The organism is Pseudomonas psychrophila HA-4 (genome assembly GCF_000282975.1).
GTDB classification, from domain to species: domain Bacteria; phylum Pseudomonadota; class Gammaproteobacteria; order Pseudomonadales; family Pseudomonadaceae; genus Aquipseudomonas; species Aquipseudomonas psychrophila_A.
The window spans coordinates 35,664-55,204 of the sequence record NZ_ALJC01000084.1 but is presented as its reverse complement, the minus strand read 5'-3'; the positions used below and the strand labels follow the sequence as shown (position 1 = coordinate 55,204).

General features: G+C 55.8%; 15 protein-coding genes. 4 read left to right on the top strand and 11 right to left on the bottom strand.

The genetic code is table 11. The features are described from left to right. Positions 1–53: 53 nt before the first annotated feature. The 4 genes from B347_RS0111925 to B347_RS0111910 all read right to left on the bottom strand — a co-directional run bounded on the left by B347_RS0111925 (position 54) and on the right by B347_RS0111910 (position 5,282). Positions 54–983: an NAD-dependent epimerase/dehydratase family protein gene (locus B347_RS0111925; RefSeq protein WP_019409926.1), complete on the bottom strand. Its 930-nt coding sequence runs from the start codon at positions 981–983 to the stop codon at positions 54–56. Then, positions 976–1,860, bottom strand: a complete 885-nt coding sequence (locus B347_RS0111920; protein WP_026014129.1) for a sugar nucleotide-binding protein — start codon at positions 1,858–1,860, stop codon at positions 976–978. Before B347_RS0111920 ends, B347_RS0111925 begins: the two co-directional genes overlap by 8 nt. A 145-nt stretch (positions 1,861–2,005) precedes the next feature. Beyond that, complete coding sequence (locus B347_RS0111915; RefSeq protein ID WP_050997502.1) at positions 2,006–4,069, bottom strand: mechanosensitive ion channel domain-containing protein; 2,064 nt, start codon at positions 4,067–4,069, stop codon at positions 2,006–2,008. 268 nt (positions 4,070–4,337) lie between these two features. Further along, on the bottom strand, positions 4,338–5,282 hold the full coding sequence (locus tag B347_RS0111910) for a LysR family transcriptional regulator (RefSeq protein WP_019409923.1): 945 nt from the start codon (positions 5,280–5,282) through the stop codon (positions 4,338–4,340). Positions 5,283–5,437: 155 nt separating this feature from the next. Between B347_RS0111910 and B347_RS0111905 the strand changes: the two genes are divergently transcribed. Genes B347_RS0111905 through B347_RS0111895 form a run of 3 tightly spaced genes read left to right on the top strand, consistent with a single transcriptional unit; the run spans position 5,438 to position 9,572 of the window. Further along, entirely contained in the window at positions 5,438–6,580 is a 1,143-nt protein-coding gene (locus B347_RS0111905) for an iron-containing alcohol dehydrogenase (protein ID WP_019409922.1), read from the top strand. 43 nt (positions 6,581–6,623) lie between these two features. After that, positions 6,624–7,961: an MFS transporter gene (locus B347_RS0111900; protein ID WP_019409921.1), complete on the top strand. Its 1,338-nt coding sequence runs from the start codon at positions 6,624–6,626 to the stop codon at positions 7,959–7,961. 21 nt (positions 7,962–7,982) lie between these two features. Beyond that, positions 7,983–9,572, top strand: coding sequence for an aldehyde dehydrogenase (NADP(+)) (locus tag B347_RS0111895; protein WP_019409920.1), 1,590 nt, complete (start codon positions 7,983–7,985; stop codon positions 9,570–9,572). 55 nt (positions 9,573–9,627) lie between these two features. Here B347_RS0111895 and B347_RS0111890 read toward each other — a convergent pair whose 3' ends face one another. The 7 genes from B347_RS0111890 to B347_RS0111860 form a co-directional block, all read right to left on the bottom strand. Next, on the bottom strand, positions 9,628–10,110 hold the full coding sequence (locus B347_RS0111890) for an Lrp/AsnC family transcriptional regulator (RefSeq protein WP_019409919.1): 483 nt from the start codon (positions 10,108–10,110) through the stop codon (positions 9,628–9,630). 296 nt (positions 10,111–10,406) lie between these two features. After that, positions 10,407–11,597, bottom strand: coding sequence for a pyridoxal phosphate-dependent aminotransferase (locus B347_RS0111885; RefSeq protein WP_019409918.1), 1,191 nt, complete (start codon positions 11,595–11,597; stop codon positions 10,407–10,409). Continuing rightward, positions 11,598–12,398 carry an amino acid ABC transporter ATP-binding protein gene (locus B347_RS0111880; protein ID WP_019409917.1) on the bottom strand — a complete coding sequence of 267 codons (801 nt, stop codon included), beginning with the start codon at positions 12,396–12,398 and terminating at the stop codon, positions 11,598–11,600. A gap of 4 nt (positions 12,399–12,402) precedes the next feature. Further along, positions 12,403–13,077 (bottom strand): amino acid ABC transporter permease, encoded by a 675-nt coding sequence (locus B347_RS0111875; protein ID WP_019409916.1) that lies wholly within the window; start codon positions 13,075–13,077, stop codon positions 12,403–12,405. A gap of 91 nt (positions 13,078–13,168) precedes the next feature. Continuing rightward, positions 13,169–13,963, bottom strand: a complete 795-nt coding sequence (locus B347_RS0111870; RefSeq protein ID WP_019409915.1) for a transporter substrate-binding domain-containing protein — start codon at positions 13,961–13,963, stop codon at positions 13,169–13,171. Between the two features lie 588 nt (positions 13,964–14,551). Next, the gene (locus B347_RS0111865) at positions 14,552–15,079 is read right to left on the bottom strand and encodes a single-stranded DNA-binding protein (protein ID WP_019409914.1); all 528 of its coding nucleotides are present in this window, start codon (positions 15,077–15,079) and stop codon (positions 14,552–14,554) included. Positions 15,080–15,088: 9 nt separating this feature from the next. Beyond that, positions 15,089–16,480: an MFS transporter gene (locus B347_RS0111860; RefSeq protein ID WP_019409913.1), complete on the bottom strand. Its 1,392-nt coding sequence runs from the start codon at positions 16,478–16,480 to the stop codon at positions 15,089–15,091. A 198-nt stretch (positions 16,481–16,678) separates the two neighbouring features. Between B347_RS0111860 and uvrA the strand changes: the two genes are divergently transcribed. Then, the gene (gene uvrA, locus B347_RS0111855) at positions 16,679–19,513 is read left to right on the top strand and encodes an excinuclease ABC subunit UvrA (RefSeq protein ID WP_019409912.1); all 2,835 of its coding nucleotides are present in this window, start codon (positions 16,679–16,681) and stop codon (positions 19,511–19,513) included. Positions 19,514–19,541 lie beyond the last annotated feature (28 nt).

Genomic DNA, 19,541 nt, shown 5'->3' with positions numbered 1-19,541 from the left:
TGAGGATAGGTCAGAAGGTGTAAACCTTATTCAGGACGGGACAACACGGGTTGTTAACGCCCCAGTAAACGGGCCAAGCCAACCTTCATGGGCGTGGTTTCACCCAAGGTGAAGCGTTGTAGCAGGCGGGTGTTGTCTGCGCGCGAGTGGCGGATATCGCCAGCACGGGCCGGGCCGTAGCTGATGGGCGGCAGCTCGCCAACCACCGCACTCAAGGCTTCAAGCATTTGCTTGAGGGTCGTGGTTTTGTTCAGGCCCACGTTGATGGCGCCTTCTTCAACCTGCGACGCTTCAATGGCCTGAGCCAGAATGGTCACCAGATCGCCCACATACATGAAGTCGCGGGTTTGCTCCCCATCACCAAAGATGGTGATCGGCAGGCCCTTCTCTGCGCGCTCGCTGAATATGCTGATCACGCCCGAGTACGGCGAGGACGGGTCTTGTTTCGGCCCATATATGTTAAAAAAACGGAAGATGACCGGTTCTAGGCCATGCTGGCGGCGGTAGAAATCCAGGTAGTACTCGCTGGCTAACTTGTCTGAGGCGTAGGGCGTGAGCGGCGCTTTGGGGGTGTCTTCAACAATCGACTCACCTTCACCGTTGTTGCCATAGACCGCTGCGCTGGAAGCAAACACTACGCGTTTTACGCCAGTTTCACGCATGGCCTCGCACACATTGAGCGTGCCAACGAAGTTACTTTGATGGGTGCTCACGGGGTCATCTACCGAGGCCTGAACTGAGGCCACTGCCGCTAGGTGAACCACTGCGCCGCAGCCCGCCATGACGCTTTTGACCAAGGCCGCATCAGCGACGTTACCTACGATCAGTTCTACCTTGGGATTATCAAGCGGCAAGTTGCTGCGCTTGCCCGTCGACAGGTCGTCGAGGATTCGCACGGCATAACCTTGGGCCAACAATCTTTCCACTAGATTAGAGCCGATAAAGCCGGCGCCGCCGGTGATTAAAACGGGTGCATCAACCATGACGATAAAACCTGTCCAGTAAAGCCGGGAGGGCCGCACGCCAGGCGCGAGGCTTGATCCCGAAGGTATGAAGAATTTTCTTACAGGCCAGCACTGCATGCTGAGGCTCTTCAGCCACATCGGGGCATGCTGCGTGTGCCTGAGGTGTAGGCGCTTGGATGATCAGCGGGCGCAAGTGTCGCGCCTCATCGAGAATGGCCTGACCCAACGCCAGCGGCGTGGTGGCCTCATGCCCAGCATAGTGGTAAGTGCCCCACAGCGGCGCCGCACAATCGAGCTGCTTGAGCACCGAAATAATGACCCGTGCGGCGTCATCGACCGGTGTCGGGTTGCCGCGTCGATCATCGGCCATCAGCAACTCGCCCGGTTTTTCAGCCTGCGCCAAAAAGCGGCCCAAACTGCCCTCAGGACTGTCATCCAGCAACCAGCCGAAACGCAGCAGAACATGTTGCGGGCAAATCGCTCGCACACTTTGCTCAATGCGCCATAACGCCTGACCACGCAGGCCGAGCGGGACAGGTTCGTCCTTTTCGCTGTAAGCCGTTGCTCGCGATCCATCGAACACTCGATAGCTGGAAGGCTGCAGCAACGTCATGCTGTGGTGCTGGCACAACTCAGAGAGACGCTCGACAGCGCGCTCCTGGGCCGCAAGGCGCGTCTCGCTCACGCTCTGCGCCTGAAACCAGTCGAAGTAGTAGGCAAGGTTGATGACAGCATCTGGACGGGTGTCATCCAGCAGTTGCGTCAGGCTCGCAGCGTCCCAGCCGTCTTGCGGCGGACGCGGGGCGAGGAAATTAATGTCTTCCTCGGCACCCAGACGAATCAGCGCCTGCCCGAGAGCATTTCCGCCGCCCAATAACATAAGGCGCATTCGCATAGAGTGTGCAGGCTCAGTCTATTCAGAACGGTGATATATACCAGAAAACCAACCGTGGAAGCTGTTGGCCATGATCAAGACTCTCGCATTTTGCGGGTTTCTATGCCTGTCGTCACTGACAAACTGCACAGTGGGTCAATGGCCATCACCTTGAAGGCGGTGGCATATCAGGCAGCAGCAGTGTGGAGTGCTGCGATTCTGGGGCAGATTGCGCGGTTTCCTCCGGCCCATGCACGGGCACCAGAAAGCCCTGTGGATAATGTTGCGCAAAGTGTACATCTGCCGACTTATCCACAAGCTTTTTGAGTCGGCCGTTGAATGCCCGCGCAATAGAGCTCTGCGCGCCGGATATGGTCCTGAACTGCGCGGTCATCGTCACCCCATCCAAATTCATGCTGTCTACCCCAAAAATAGTCAATGAACCCTGCAGGCTGAGGCTAAGCAAAGGATCGTCGCTAATCTGCCGACCCGCATCACGGATTAAGTCCGTCGCTTTGTCTATATCGCTGTCGTAGGTGAACTGAATAGAGAAGAAGGCATAAGCAAATTGCCGGGAATGGTTGATCACCGCCTTGATCTGGCCAAAGGGCACCGAATGCACATAGCCACGCGAGTCACGCAGCCGCAAGGTGCGAATGGTCAGCCCCTCGACGGTCCCTGCATGGTTGGAATCGACCACAACCCAGTCACCGACTGAAATGGTGTCTTCAATAATGATGAATAAGCCAGTAATGACGTCTTGCACCAATTGCTGAGAACCAAAGCCTATCGCCAGACCGATGACCCCGGCACCCGCCAGGAAGGGCGCGACGTTCACCCCTAGATTGGCCATTGTGGTGATGGTGCACACCACGACCAGAATGACTTTTATGGCATTGCGCAGCAGCGGCAGGATGGTTTTGGTCCGCGTGCTTGGCTGATGGGTACCGCGCCGCGTGATTGAAGGTTCCAGCGCTTGCTGGATGGCCGTATCGAGTACCACCCAGGCTAGCCACGTGACCAGCAAAATCAGCAGGATGTGCCCAAGTGAATCACTGATGACTTGACCAGTGTGACTATCGGACGCAAACGCCAGCAGCGAGAAGCCCCAGATTTGCGCCAGCAATTCGATAAAAGTAATGGCCAGTGCAATACGCAGCACGGCGTAAATCACCGTCATGAAGCGCTCTTTATAGGCGCCCGTAGCATGCAGGCGAGTACGGAATGAGTGATGCAGAATCGTGCTCAAAAACACCGTGCCAATCAGTAACCCGGAAGTCAGCAGCGCGCTGCGCAGTGCCCGCTCACTGCCCTCGCCCACACCCAGCAAGTTAAGCGCCGAGACCAGCAGCATGAGGAGGATGGGCCAGTACCAGAGTATTGAAAAAATGCGCAACGACTCCTGCAAAGCCGGTTGCCCCAAGCGCTGGGCCAATGCGCGATTTCGAATCAGGTGTCCCACTGGGCGGCGTAATTTGATTGAGAGGTAGGCAAAGATGGAACACGCCGCCAGGCCCGACAGCACCGACAGGCAACTGGCGATATTGCGGCCAAAATCTTGCGCAATGAGCGGGTTGTTCGTCGCATCGCTCAGGGCCGCAAAAAAACCGATCGCGAACAACGGCCAGAGGGAATACTGACGAATAATCTCCACCGCTCGCCGCTTATGCCCTACATCAAACAGGGCGCTCAGAGATAACACCAACGCCGCGCAAAACACCCCACAGCTGCTGGCGTAAGTCAGGCAGAGGGCCAGGGAGCGCCCAAAAGAATCTTGCAGATAGCGACTGGCAAACAGTGTCAACGCCAAGGCCAGTACCGCCGGCAGCACATACGGGACGCCGTAGCCAATCAGCATGCACACCCTGGGTCGAGTTCGAACCAGACGGCTATTGTTCAGGCATCGTGCCAACCATTTGCCGGCCAGCATTAGCCCGAGAAAACAACCAAACCAGGTGATCGTTAGCATCAACAGATCACCCAAGCCGCTCTTGGCGGGCTGTGTAACGACTTGCCCGGCCAACTCACCCGCTTCATCTGCCGCCCGCTCAGTACGCAACCGCCACGTGTCCAGCAGATGCAGGCTCATGCCCAACTGGTCATGCATTGAGTCCATGCTGGACCCCAAAGCACCCAGCAAGCCGCCATCGACCAGCACCGGTGGCTTGCCTCCGGTTTCTTCGGCTTTCATAACCGAGGCCAGCGTTGGCGCGGCCTGAAGGGTGCCCATACCGGCAAGCAGCAAGGCGGTGAACAAGGCGACTGTTTTAAGAATGGACAAAATCGTGGGTTCTCCTGGACATCTGTAAGCAGTGGCTTGATCACGAACAACTGGCATTCGATTAACAGCCCAACGGTACTCTGGCTGGGTACAGCGTAGTCAACAGACACGCAGGCCCGGCAACTTCACTCAAAAACCTTCTGCTACCTAGCAAAGCGGGGGTTGCTACACGTTCATGGATGCACACACCGATCGCAAAACCACAGGCGCAACGGCGTTAAGCATCGGGTTTATTTATTTCGGCTGGTTCAAGCAGTAAGTGCGTGAGTTGCGTCATGGCCGGCGTTGCTTGGCTCCCTCTTCGTGTCACCAGTTCGTAGGGGTCACTGACTGACTTCATCGAGAGAGGTAGGATCTGCACTCGATGGTGCTGGGCACATTGGTTAGCGACATCGATGGAGACTAGCGCAACGAAGTCGGGTTGGTTTTGCAAGAGCGACAAGGTCGCGAGAATAGAAGTGGTCTCGACCAGGTGCAGCGGGAAACGAATCCCCGCATCGTGAAACTCGCGCTCCAGTTGCACCCGCATGGGCATATTCGTTTTGTAAGCGATCCATCGACTATCAGCCAACTGCTCAAGGCTTAGCGTCTTCATGTGCTTGAGCGGGTGATCGATACTGGCGATGACGGCCAGCGTCTCATCCTGAACAAGAGAACTTGAGAACAAGTGCGGAGAGTTACTCACACAGGTTCTGCACACCGCCATGTCCAACCGCCCGCACTCGATCTGCGCCAGCAGCGATTGACTGGTGTCTTCGACGATCTCGAACGACATCTCGGGCTGGATGGCAATGAGCTGGGACACCGCTCTCATCAACAGCGGGACAGCGCCCATGATTGCACCCACCGCGAGTCGCCCGCCCACACCTCGCAAGATCGCATCAAGGTCATGCCGAAGGTTTGAGATATCGGTTTGAACCACACGGGCGTAGCGGATTGCGCAGAACCCGGCTGCCGTAGGCTCCAGCCCTCGGTTGGTTCGTATGAAGAGCGCCGTACCAAAAGTGGTTTCGATCTCTTGAAGCGCTTTGCTCGCACCCGGTTGAGTGAGGCCAACGCTGCTCGCAGCCCCGAGAAGCGAGCGGTGCTCGTCTAACTCGATGAGCAGGCGCAAGTGTCGGGCATGAAGTCTGGACATGATCGAATTGAGCGAAGGGGTCATCTGGTATTAGTCCAGGTTATATCTGTATGGATTGTTCTCAATACCACGCCTCAGAATTGATTTCTATACTGGCGCACCACCATGTCGCATTGAATGCGGCAGTCCGGCCTGAGATTCGCCCACAACAATAAAGCCAGTAGGCGCACGGAGATTCTATGTCCCTGATCAATTACATCACCCAAATTCAATTCGACGCAGGAGCCATTTCGCTCCTTCCGGCTGAGTGCCAGCGGGTTGGTATAACCCGGCCTTTGATCGTCACTGACCGAGGCGTACGCGCCGCCGGTATCATCGACGTTGCTCTGAGCACATTCACCGACACGACCGTTGAACTGCCGATCTACGACGGCACGCCGCCCAACCCCAATGAAGGCGCCGTTCGCGACGCCGTGGCGATGTTCAAAGCGTGTGGCTGCGACGGCATCATTGCTATCGGCGGCGGCTCGGCGATCGACTTGGCTAAAGGTGTCGCCGTGTGTGCAACGCATGAAGGCCCGCTCAAAAACTTCGCCGTCATCGAAGGCGGCCTGGCCCGCATCACGTCAGCGACAGCGCCTGTGATCGCGGTCCCCACCACTGCTGGCACGGGCAGCGAAGTGGGCCGTGGCGCGATTCTGATCTTGGATGACGGGCGCAAGGTCGGAGTGATTTCTCCGTTTGTCGTTCCGAAAGCTGCAATCTGCGATCCCGAGCTGACCTTGGGCCTACCGAGTGCACTGACCGCAGCAACGGGTATGGACGCGATCGCTCACTGCCTCGAGACCTTCATGGCCCCGGCATTCAACCCGCCAGCAGACGGTATTGCTCTGGATGGCCTGTGGCGTGCCTGGCGTTTCATTGAAACCGCCACCCAAGACCCGAAGAATCTGGAGGGCCGCATCAACATGATGAGTGCCTCGCTACAAGGCGCCTTAGCCTTTCAGAAAGGCCTGGGGTGCGTCCACAGCCTCAGCCACTCGCTGGGCGGTATAAACCCGCGCCTTCACCACGGCACCCTAAACGCCATTTTTCTGCCTGCGGTGATCACCTTCAACCGCACCGCAGAGACAGTGGTGGCCGAGCACAAGATGTCTCGAATCGCTCAGGCTTTAGGCCTGGCTGACGAACGCAAAATTGAAGAGGCGATTCACAACATGACTCAAGCGCTGGGGCTGCCAACAGGCTTAGGTGAGCTTGGCGTGACCGAAGACATGTTCCCGAAAATCATTCAGGGCGCCTTGGCCGATCACAGCCATCGTACGAACCCGCGCGAGGCGAGCGCCGACGATTATCTGTGGTTGCTCAAGGCCTCAATGTAAACAGCGACCCGCTTTTAAACCAACAACAATAAAAGTGAAGGCCATGAATACTAAACCTGCGCAAGCCGAGCTTGACCGCAAGCCTGATAAGGTCGCGAGCTCCAATCCTTACAAGAAGTACCAAGTCATTACCGTGAGCCTGCTCTTGGTGATTGGCATCATCAACTACGTTGACCGCAGCGCCCTGTCCATTGCTAACACTTCTATCCAACGGGATATGGGGATTACGCCGTCAGAAATGGGGATTTTGTTGTCGGCGTTTTCACTGGCCTACGCGCTGGCGCAATTGCCGCTGGGCGTGATCATCGACCGCCTTGGCAGCAAGGTTTCCTTGGGCGCCGCGCTTCTGGGCTGGTCGGTGGCCCAGACCGCGTCTGGCCTGATCAACAGCTTTTCGTCTTTTATCGGTTTGAGAATTTTGCTGGGTATTGGTGAGGCGCCGATGTTCCCCTCGGCGGCGAAAGCATTGGCAGAGTGGTTTGAGGCGGAGAAGCGCGGCACACCGACCGGTATTGTTCTGTCGTCGACCTGCATCGGGCCGTGCATTGCGCCGCCGCTGCTGACGTTGCTGATGATCACCTGGGGATGGCGAGGCATGTTTATCGTCACCGGTGTTTTCGGGATTGTGATTGCCATCTGCTGGTTCGCTTTCTACAAAAGCAAGGAGCGCTACTTAGCAGAGCTCCCTGACGAGGAGCGTGATCGCTTAATGGCCTCACAGGCGCTACCTGTCGCTACTCCAAGACCGACCATGAAGGAGCAACTTAGCGCCTGGGCTGAACTGTTCCGCCATAAGACGACGTGGGGAGCGGTGCTGGGGTTCATGGGCGTGATCTACATGCTGTGGCTTCATTTGACATGGCTGCCCGGTTACTTCGAGCGCGAACACGGCCTGAGTCTCTATCAAACCGCGTGGGTGGTTTCTTTGGCCTACGTCTTCGGCGCGCTCGGCACCATTGTGGCGGGCCGCATCTGTGACCGTCTGGTGAAGAAAGGCGCCAGCATTCTGGGCAGTCGCAAGATTGTCGTTGTGACCGCGCTGCTCTTGGCCGCCGCCTTCACGGTTCCGCTTTCGTTTGGCAGCGGCATTGTCTTGAGTGTGGCCCTTCTGTGCTGCGCGCTCTTCAGCATCAACATGGCAAGTTCGACCGCGTGGATGATCGCGAACACCGTGGTGGATAGCCGGCGCGTCGCGTCCTTCGGGTCCATCCAAAACTTTGGCGGATACCTAGCGGGCTCCGTGGCACCCATCGTGACAGGGTTCAGCATCCAGCAATCAGGTTCGTTCGCCTCTGCCTTTTTGATCAGTGCCGCCGTGGCATCTGTGGCAGCAATGGCCTACGTGCTGCTACTCAAACAACCCATTTCTACTGACAAGTAATCAGGTTTACGGAGGACACACATGCACCTCACTGGCGAACAACTAATAGGCTACCAAGCGATTCGCGGCAAAGGCCGCGAGCTTCTGGCGGTTAACCCTAATGACCAGCAAGCTCTCAGTCATCCTGTCTTCACGTGCGCGACGACGGATCTTGTCGACCAGGCCTGCGAACTCGCAGCGCAAGCATTCGATCCGTTTCGCGCGACCGATCCTGAAACCCGTGCGCAATTTCTTGAAGCCATCGCTGACGGAATCATTGAGCTGGGCCCGATTCTGACAGAGCGCGCGCATCTCGAGACTGGCCTGCCCATGGCACGACTGGAAGGCGAGCGTGGCCGAACCGTTGGCCAACTGCGCCTGTTCGCTACGGTGCTTCGTCAAGGCCGGTGGCAAACCGCCACGTTGGATTCGGCGCTGCCCGAACGTCAACCCCTGCCACGCCCCGACCTGCGCCTGTGCAAGATCCCGCTAGGGCCGGTGGCGGTCTTCGGCGCCAGCAACTTCCCTCTGGCGTTTTCCGTGGCGGGTGGTGACACCGCCTCGGCGCTTGCTGCTGGCTGCCCGGTGATTGTAAAAGCTCATCGGGCTCACCTCGGCACCTCTGAGCTGATTGGCCGCGTTATTCAGCAAACGTCGAAGCGACTTGAGCTGCCAGAAGGGACATTCTCTCTGGTCATAGGGGACGGAAATGACGTGGGTCAGCAATTAGTTTCGCACCCTGCCATTAAAGCGGTCGGCTTCACTGGGTCTCGGGCAGGTGGTCTGGCGCTCATGCGCGCAGCAGCAGCGCGCCCTGAGCCGATCCCGGTCTACGCTGAAATGAGCAGCATCAACCCGGTATTTCTGCTGCCCGGCGCATTGGAGGCTCGAGCGAGCGACATTGCAACGTCGTTCGTGGACGCGCTAGTGATGGGCGCAGGGCAGTTTTGCACCAACCCCGGCATCGTACTGGCCGTGGAGGGGCCTGATTTGGACGCGTTTTTGGCTCAGGCCAGCACGCACCTGTCACAAAAGGCAGCCCAGACCATGCTCACGCCCGGGATCCATTCAGCCTACCAACAGGGGATCAGCAAGATCTCGGACGACGCAGCTGTCGACGTCGTCGCGTCTGGGCAAGCTCACTCTGGCATGACTCAAGCGCAAGGCCATCTGTACCAAACGCTGTTCGCAAGCGTAGCGGCCAATCCAGGTTTGCTGGAGGAAGTGTTTGGGCCGGCAGCAATCGTGATTCGTTGCCAGAACGTCGAAGAGATGCTGGCGTTTGCACAATCCATTGAAGGGCAACTCACCGCAACGATTCATCTGGAAACACAAGACCTGACGATTGCCCAAGACCTGGTCCAAGCCATGGAGAAAAAGGCGGGCCGTATTCTCATCAACGGTTTCCCAACGGGCGTGGAGGTGTGTGACGCCATGGTGCATGGCGGCACATTCCCCGCCACGTCAGACAGCCGCACGACGTCGGTAGGCTCAACTGCCATTGAGCGTTTTCTGCGCCCTGTCTGCTATCAGAACTTCCCTGACGCCTTGCTCCCCAAAGCGCTTAAACACAAAAATCCGTTGAATGTGTGGCGGCAGATTGATGGAGTAACAACTGCTCCGGCTAACTGATCGATGACTGCAACAGGAGTCAAGACGATGGCCTTGGCTCCTGCTCGCGCAGCCCTCAAATACTCAAAAGTTCGGTAACGGGCAATCGATTCGTAGTCTTCATTTCGCGCAGTGACAGGTTGGATCGGATGCTTAAAACCCCTGGCAGCTTTCTCAATACCTTCTCTACAAACCGGCTATAACTATCCAGATCACGAGCAACTACTTGCAGCAAGAAGTCCGCCTCGCCAGTGACATTGTGACAACTGAGCACCTGAGGCGCGGCTTCAATAATCCTTTCAAATTTGGCGGTGGCCTCTTCGCTGTGGTCTGTGCAGGATATATGCACAAAAGCCATTAGACCGAGCCCAAGTTTCTTGCGGTTAAGAATAGCTTGATAACCCTCAATAACACCGCACTCTTCGAGTCGCTTTTGTTTTCGCCAACAAGATGCCTCACTTAGAGAAAGCAGCTCCGCGAGTTTAACATTCGACAATCTTCCGTCGCGCTGTAGACGATCCGAAATAGCAACATCGATCTTATCCAGTATTTCAACCATCATTACTCTCCCTTTTTTTTCAGGATTTCTTGAAGACTATTTTTATCCACAGTGCTCTGTCAATCACAACATCCAGGCTTACTTAAAACGCCCTATTAACAGTTACCCGTGCCCAACTACATAGCGCAATAAGTAATGCCCGAGATGCCGACGTTAATAATAACGTCGGGGGCAGGATCGGTTAATTCACCCGTTACAGACAACGCCCCAGTTCGAAACGTTTTTTGTCCAACGCCATGTCTCTAAGCTAAAAACACCAAAGGCCCTGTTCGGGCCTTCGGCATATCGCATGGTTACTAACCTAAGAAACGCTTGAGTCGCTCTAACCCCAAGACCAGTCGGTCGGGCTGAACAGCATGACACCAGCGCAACCATCCATCCCCTTCCGGCCCAAACGCTATGCCTGGGGCCAAGCCCAAACCCACCTCCTCAACCAGTCGGTTGGCCAGCGAGAGTGTGTCGGCATGACCTTCAATTCTGAAAAAAGCATACATCGCGCCCCCGGCATCCGGCACTTCAACGCCAGGTAACGCCCTCAACCCGTCAAGCAGCAAGTTGCGGGTCAGTTGAAGGTGATTACGTAAATCCGAGATGGTTTGCTCTCCCTGGGTGATAGCGATATGCGCAGCACGCTGCACGGGCTCGAACACGCAGGACACGTTGTACTCAATCAACTTGGCCATATCAGGTGCAAGCTCAGGCGGTACCACCATCCATCCCACTCGCCATCCTGTCATCGTCCAGGCCTTCGAAAAGCTATTGACGGAGATGACACGATCACCCGGTTGGGAAGAGCGCAGGAATGAGGGCGCAGACTTTACGCTCGGATCAAAAACCAAACGCTCGTAGACATCATCGGCCAGGATCCAGATCCCGTATTTGCGGCAGTGAGCCAGGATCAAGTCGACGCTCTCTTGATCAATCATCCACCCTGTAGGGTTGTTCGGTGAGTTGAGCAAGAGCAGTCGTGTATCGGGTGTTAGAGCGTCAAGAAGCTTACCCACATCAAGCGTCCAACTGCCATTGATGACCTCAAGCGAAACCCGCTCGACATGCGCATCCAGAATCTTGGGTATTTCGACGAGATTCGGCCAGATAGGGGTGACGGCCACGACCCGATCACCCGGACTCAACAGCAGTTGACTGGTCAGCATCAAGCCCGACACGCCCGAGGCTGTAACGACGATACGGTCAGCTGAAAACGGCTTGCCGTGTAGATTCGAAAGGTAGGTCGCGATGGCTTCACGCAGGTACGGCCGGCCTAGGTTTTGAGCGTAGAAGGTCTCTCCTCCCGTGATCGACGCAATGGCCGCTTGCTGGATAAAGGAGGCCGTAGGTTGGTCCGATTCGCCAAACCAAAAGGGCAGAACGTCGGAGCGCCCCATGGCGCCGTTGGCGACGTTGCGGATTTCAGAACCGGCAAGTTCACGGATCTGAATACGAGGTTCTTGGTGAGAGGAGGCGTTCGTGCTGTAGGTCATGGTCATTTAGTCTTCCAGTACTTGAAGCGGTGCAGTTAGGCCGGCATCAGGGTGCCCTTGCAGAACTGATCGAATGAACAATTGCGCTCGGTCTGTCTTGGGGCCGCAACCAAAGAACTCTTCAGGAGGGGTGTCCTCGATGATTCGACCCTGCTCCATAAAAATGACGCGGTTCGAGACGCGCCTTGCGAATGACATCTCATGCGTCACGATCAACATGGTCACTCCTGTTTCAGCGACCTTTTGGATTACATCCAGCACCTCTCCGACCATCTCTGGGTCCAGCGCAGAGGTCGGCTCATCAAACAGCAGCACTTCGGGCTCCATCGCCAACGCACGCGCAATTGCCACTCGCTGTTGTTGCCCGCCAGACAGTTGCGATGGGCGCTTGTGAGCATGCTGACTCAGGCCTACGCGCTCCAATAGAGCCAAGGCTTTCTTCTCAGCCTCTTCCCAAGAAATGCCCCGCACCCGAACCGGGGCAATGGCGACGTTCTTCAGCGCGGTCATGTGCGGGAAAAGATTGAATTGCTGGAAGACCATCCCAACTTCTGCTCGGACCTTGTTGAGGTTACGGCCCTCTTTCACCTCAATACCGTCCACTTCAATCGTGCCCGCTTGGAACTGTTCCAGCAGGTTGATGCAGCGAACCAAGGTTGATTTGCCTGAGCCGGAAGGCCCGATGAGTGCGAGTATCTGGCCTTTTTCTACCGCCAAGTTGATGTCGTGCAAGGCCTGGAATTGGCCGTAAAACTTTTGCAGATCAGTGATTTTGATAAACGGCTGAGTCGCTTTCTGATGAGTCATTCTTTTACCTGCCCGCCGCACGTTTCTGACGTTCTTCAATGGAACTGACGATCCTCACCAAAGGAAGAAGAATGATGAGGTACAGCAATGCGGCCCCGATCAGAGGCGATGGATTGGCATAGAAGGCCTGCGCTTGGAGTGCTTGTTTGAGCAGGTCAGGCATAGCAACGACTGACGCCAATGCCGTGTCTTTGATCAAGCTGATGCCGATGCCCGTTGAAGGAGGAATGACCAGACGCAGGGCCTGAGGTAAAACCACGTCCTTCATCATGTCTGTCCAACTGAAGCCCAACGCTTTTGCTGCTTCAAACTGCCCTATCGCCACGGCTTCGATACCCGCACGAAAGCACTCAGCCGCATAAGCAGAAGCAACCAGAGAAAGCGCCGTAACGGCGGCCCAGAAGGGACTGAAGTTGATGCCCACAAAGGGCAGTGCGTAATACACCAATACCAGCAACACCAAGAGGGGAATTGCCCGGAAGATGTCGATGAAAGCGATAGCGATCACACGAATAGGCATTGGGCCGTAGAGCCTGCCCAACACTAAGATAAGTCCTGCTGCGAAAGAGGTTACCAAGCTGGTTAACCCCAGCGTTATGGTGAGCTTCAGGCCTTCGAGCAATGCCAGCGCCGAGCTGTGCAGAACGTCTAAATTGAAAAATGTTTCCATCAAACCCATGTCAATAAACCTCGATCATCACAGGTATCACACCGGACGCCAGCGGCGCACGGCGCTGGCATCTCGATACTTGTTATAGTGCCGCGCTCATTTATTGAGCCGAAGCGGCCAGCGTCGGAATGGGTCGCTGTTTGACGACACTCGAGTCGGCGTCGGCGGGTTCGCCGAACCATTTGATATAGATCTGAGCCAGCTCACCGCTCTCTTTGAGTTTGGTGACCTGAGCATCAAACTCCGCGAGCATGGGGTTATCCTTTTTGAACATCGGGGCCAGTTGTTCATTAGTAGGGATACGAGCCGCAATTTTGTATTGAGGCTTGTCCTTGATGTAATAAGCGTCCATCGGGCAGTCGTGCACCAGGCCACTGACGCGGTTAGACGCCACATCGAGCAGAGCGTCTACGTTAGCGTCGTATCGACGAATGTCTTTGTAGTTATAGTGTGCTTGGTTGCTAGTGCCCCAGATTTCGCCAACCGTACCGGTTTGAACCGCCAGAACTTTGCCGTTTAGCCCTTCTAGATCATTGATACCACTGCGCGTCGCGACGGTCAGGCATTGCTCAGAGTCAAACCATGGTTGGCCAAATGAAACTGACTCCAAACGTTTTGGCGTCACAGTAACGGTGCCAATTGCAATATCTGCGCGCCCTGACTGAACCGCGGGAAATAACATATGAAACGGCATAGAGGTGTACTCCACCGTTTTATTCATATTCTTTGCAACGGCGTTAATAATATCGACTTCGTAGCCCACTGCCTTTCCCGTTTGGTCTTCAAACTCAAACGGCACATTAGCAACGTGCGCGGCAACGGTAATGTCGGCGGCCAAGGAAATGCTGGAGTAAGCGAAAGCGATCGAAGCCAGCGTAAGTTTTACTGGGTGCATTGATAGAACTCCACATATTTATAAGTTAGAGGAAGTGAGTTCGAACATTTCTTCATTCAATTATTGTTATTTAGATATTTCTATCTTTTAGCGTGGGCAAGCCAACTACTGAGTCGGTGCTGGTTCCACTATTTCTCCGCTAATTACAGGCTATCAACGTCGCCGAGCAGGCTCACCAAAACGTCATAGCGATAACGGCTACTGTGTTCACCTGAATACCGGGGCAGGTGCGCGTTTCAAAGCAAATTCCCGCCTTGGGAAACAGGACTTCAGTATGAAGATCTTGGGTGAATTTACTTTTCAGCTTTAACGAATTTCATCGAACGACCTGAAATATCCCTTCATCTATTCGGCCGTTTTTGATGGATTCTTTATTCTGCGGGCAAGAGGCCGGTTGCCTTCTCCCCTTTTCGCAGCGAATCGCTTATGTCACTCGCCGCGGCAAAAAACGGAGGCGCCTGATTCCCATGAAAACGTTACCCCTTCCAAGGGCCTACACCCTCCATCCACCAAGGCCAAAAAATCGCCATAAAAAAAGCCCCTGTGCAGGGGCTTTTTAAAAGAAACCGTTGAGGTTTCAGCAATATCCTAGAACGGGATATCGTCGTCGAAGCTGTCGAAATCCGGAGCTGGCTGTGGAGCCTGCTGTTGTGGCGCGGGACGCGACTGTTGCTGTTGCTGCTGCTGTTGCGGTGCAGGGCGTTGAGCCTGCTGGCGCGGAGCGGATTGCTGGTAGTTGTTACCGCCGCCCTGGTTTTGTTGGTCGCCCTGTGGACGGCCACCCAGCAGTTGCATGGTGCCTTGCATGTCGACCACGATTTCTGTGGTGTAACGCTTGATACCGTCTTTTTCCCACTCACGGGTTTGCAATTTGCCTTCGATGTACACCTGCGAACCCTTGCGCAGGTATTCGCCAGCGATCTCGGCAACTTTGCCGAACATCGATACGCGGTGCCATTCAGTCTTCTCGACTTTTTGACCGGTTTGCTTGTCAGTCCACTGTTCGCTGGTTGCCAGACTCAGGTTGGTCACGGCATTACCGTTAGGCAAGTAGCGAACTTCGGGATCCTGGCCGCATGTGCCGACCAATATAACTTTGTTAACCCCACGGGCCATAACGTTCTCCTAGGCTTCGCACGTCGGCGCTGGATTAACCAACTGCTCGAGTGTCGTGCGATCCAATAGTTCGGTGTCCAATTTGATATAAATCGCAGACTCTTCAGCCACGACCACAGCATCAGTTACTCCAGCAACAGCCTTCAAACGCTCGGCCAGGCCTGCTTCGCGAAGCGCCACAGGCGTTAACGGCAAGCGCAAGCTTGTCACGTACGGAGGTTCGCGCATGGTAACAGCAAAGGCTAGCCAGAGTGCAGCCAGACCTGCGCATCCCAGGAACACAACCGACAGACCGCCATGCTGAAATAACCAGCCGCCGAGTATGCCGCCCATTGCAGAACCAAGGAATTGACTGGTGGAATAAACCCCCATCGCCGTTCCTTTACCGCCCGCCGGTGACACCTTGCTGATCAGTGAAGGCAATGACGCCTCCAGCAAGTTAAACGCAGTGAAGAACACAATCGTGCCGATCACCAAAGCTCGCAAGCTATCGCCGAACTGCCAGAAGAATAGCTCAGTCAGCATCAACGTACTGACTGCGCCGAGTAAAACTCGTTTCATTTTGCGTTTCTTTTCGCCATAGATGATGAACGGGATCATGGCGAAAAAGGAAATCAGCAGCGCGGTCAGGTACACCCACCAGTGTTGCTCTTTGGGCAGGCCGGCTTTCTCGACCAGCGCCAGCGGCAATGCGATGAAGCTCGACATCAACATGGCGTGTAACACAAAGATGCCTAGATCCAGGCGCAGCAGATCGGGATGACGCAACGTCTGCATCAAGGCTTTTTTGGCGACGCCGGACTCGCGGTGCTGCAAGGTGCCGGTTGAGCGCGGCACCATAAACATGACAATCACGATGCCGAGCAGCGCCATTGCGCCCGTGGCCAAGAACAGCCCCGACAAGCCGAAAGCGCTAGTCAGCAAGGGCCCAACAACCATGGCGACTGCAAATGACAACCCGATGGTCATGCCGATCATGGCCATTGCCTTGGTACGGTGCTGCTCGCGGGTCAGGTCTGAAAGCAAAGCCATGACGGCCGCAGAAATAGCACCTGCGCCCTGCAGGACGCGTCCAGCAATGACGCCCCAAATCGAGTCTGAGTTAGCCGCCAAGACGCTGCCTAAGGCAAACACGATCAACCCGAAGTAAATCACCGGGCGTCGGCCAATGCGGTCAGAAATGATGCCAAACGGAATCTGAAAAATTGCTTGGGTCAGGCCATAAGCACCTATCGCCAAACCAATCAAGGCAGGTGTCGCACCTGCCAGGTCCATCCCATAGGTCGCCAAAACCGGCAATACCATAAACATGCCAAGCATACGGAACGCAAACACAAGTGCCAGACCGCTGGCTGCGCGGGTCTCGCTGCCACTCATGCGTTCGCTGTGGGGATCGTGCATGGAAAAACCTCATGTGAACCGGCGGCGATTCTACCAGTCCCATCGAGTAACAGCACACACACGAGCAAGGCGCGACGCTTTGTCACGTAAAAGTTATGAAAGCCTGCTTGATGACATCAAGCCATCAAGAGCCTGCACAGCTTTCACACAGATACGTATACTCAGTCGTTTACGTTATGCCCGCCAAGCGAGGCCGCAGTGGACAAGATCCTGATACGTGGGGCACGAACCCACAACCTGAAGAACATCGACCTGACCCTGCCAAGGGACAAACTGATCGTCATCACCGGACTGTCTGGCTCCGGCAAATCATCTCTGGCATTTGACACGTTGTATGCCGAAGGCCAGCGGCGTTATGTCGAGTCGCTGTCGGCTTATGCGCGACAATTCCTGTCGATGATGGAGAAGCCTGACGTCGATACGATTGAAGGGCTGTCACCGGCGATTTCCATCGAACAGAAGTCGACGTCACACAACCCGCGTTCCACGGTCGGTACCATCACCGAGATCTACGATTACCTGCGCCTGCTGTATGCCCGCGTGGGTATTCCACGCTGCCCAGACCACGATATTCCACTGGAAGCCCAGACTGTCAGCCAAATGGTTGACCTGGTGCTGGCGCAACCTGAAGGCAGCAAACTCATGCTGCTGGCGCCTGTCATTCGCGAGCGAAAGGGCGAGCACCTGTCGGTGTTTGAAGAACTGCGTGCGCAAGGCTTTGTGCGGGCACGCGTGAACGGCAGGCTCTGTGAGCTGGATGAGTTGCCAAAACTCGACAAACAGAAGAAGCACACGATTGATGTGGTGGTTGACCGCTTTAAAGTGCGTGCCGACCTGCAACAGCGTTTGGCTGAGTCGTTCGAGACCGCGCTGAAACTGGCAGACGGCATTGCGCTGGTCGCACCGATGGACGATGAGACAGGCGAAGAGATGATCTTCTCCGCGCGCTTCGCCTGCCCGATCTGTGGCCACGCCATCAGTGAGCTTGAACCCAAGCTGTTTTCCTTTAACAACCCGGCGGGCGCGTGCCCTACGTGTGACGGCCTGGGGGTTAAGCAGTTCTTTGACATCAAACGTCTGGTGAACGGCGAACTTACGTTGGCCGAAGGCGCCATTCGTGGCTGGGACAGACGAAACGTCTATTATTTCCAGATGCTCGGGGCGCTGGCCAAGCACTACGATTTCAGCCTCGAAGTGCCGTTCAATGAACTGCCTGCCGACAAGCAGAAAGTCATTCTGTACGGCAGTGGCACCCAGAACGTGGATTTTCGCTATCTGAATGATCGCGGCGACATCGTGAAACGGGCGCATCCGTTTGAAGGCATTGTGCCGAACTTGGAGCGCCGTTATCGCGAAACCGAGTCGGCCACTGTCCGCGAAGAGCTGGCCAAGTTTCTGAGCACCCAGTCGTGCCCAGACTGCCGGGGCACTCGTTTGCGTCGTGAGGCGCGGCACGTGTGGGTCGGTGAGAAAACCCTGCCAGCCGTGACCAATTTGCCGATTGGTGACGCGACTGAGTATTTCAGCACCCTGAGCCTGACTGGCCGTCGTGGTGAGATCGCAGACAAGATTCTCAAGGAAATTCGCGAGCGCTTGCAGTTTTTGGTGAATGTGGGCTTGGACTATCTGTCACTGGATCGCAGCGCCGATACGTTGTCGGGCGGTGAAGCTCAGCGTATTCGTCTGGCCAGTCAGATTGGTGCGGGCTTGGTGGGTGTGTTGTACATCCTCGACGAACCATCTATTGGCTTACATCAGCGCGATAACGATCGCTTGCTGGGAACGCTTAAGCATCTGCGTGACATCGGCAACACGGTGATCGTGGTTGAGCACGACGAAGACGCGATTCGTCTGGCGGACTATGTGGTCGATATCGGCCCGGGTGCCGGGGTGCATGGTGGCCATATTGTTGCCGAAGGCACACCAGCCGAGGTCATGGCGCATCCTGACTCACTAACCGGCAAGTACCTGTCGGGCCGGGTGAAAATAGCAGTACCGGCTAAACGTACACCGCGCAATAAAAAGCTGACGCTGTCGCTCAAAGGTGCACGCGGTAACAACTTGCGCAATGTGGACCTTGAGATACCGATTGGTCTGCTGACCTGCGTGACGGGCGTGTCCGGCTCGGGCAAATCAACGCTGATCAATAACACGCTCTATCCGCTCAGCGCTACCGCACTGAATGGCGCGACCACGTTGGAAGCGGCAGCCCATGACAGTATTAAAGGGCTAGAACACTTGGACAAAGTGGTCGATATCGACCAAAGCCCGATTGGTCGTACACCGCGTTCCAATCCGGCGACGTACACGGGGCTCTTTACACCTATCCGCGAGCTGTTTTCGGGTGTGCCGGAGTCCCGCTCCCGGGGGTATGGCCCAGGGCGTTTCTCCTTCAACGTGAAGGGCGGACGCTGCGAGGCGTGTCAGGGTGATGGTCTGATCAAGGTAGAAATGCACTTTCTGCCGGACATCTACGTGCCTTGCGATGTCTGCAAGAGCAAGCGCTACAACCGCGAAACCCTTGAGATCAAGTACAAGGGCAAGAGCATCCACGAAGTGCTGGAGATGACTATCGAGGAAGCAAGAGAGTTCTTCGATGCGGTACCTGCACTGGCGCGCAAGCTGCAAACGCTGATGGATGTGGGCTTGTCCTACATCAAGCTCGGACAGTCTGCCACGACGCTGTCAGGCGGCGAGGCGCAGCGGGTGAAGCTGTCTCGCGAACTGTCCAAGCGTGATACCGGCAAGACGCTGTACATCCTGGATGAGCCAACAACGGGTCTGCACTTTGCTGATATTCAACAATTGCTGGATGTGCTGCACCGACTGCGCGACCACGGCAACACCGTGGTGGTGATCGAGCACAACCTGGACGTGATCAAGACCGCTGACTGGCTGGTGGATCTTGGGCCTGAAGGCGGCTCTAAAGGCGGGCAGATTATTGCCACTGGGACACCGGAAGAGGTCGCAGAAATGAAGCAATCTCACACCGGGTTCTACCTAAAACCGTTGTTGATACGCGACAAGGCTTAAATCGCTGTACGAAAAAGCCCCTGTCATC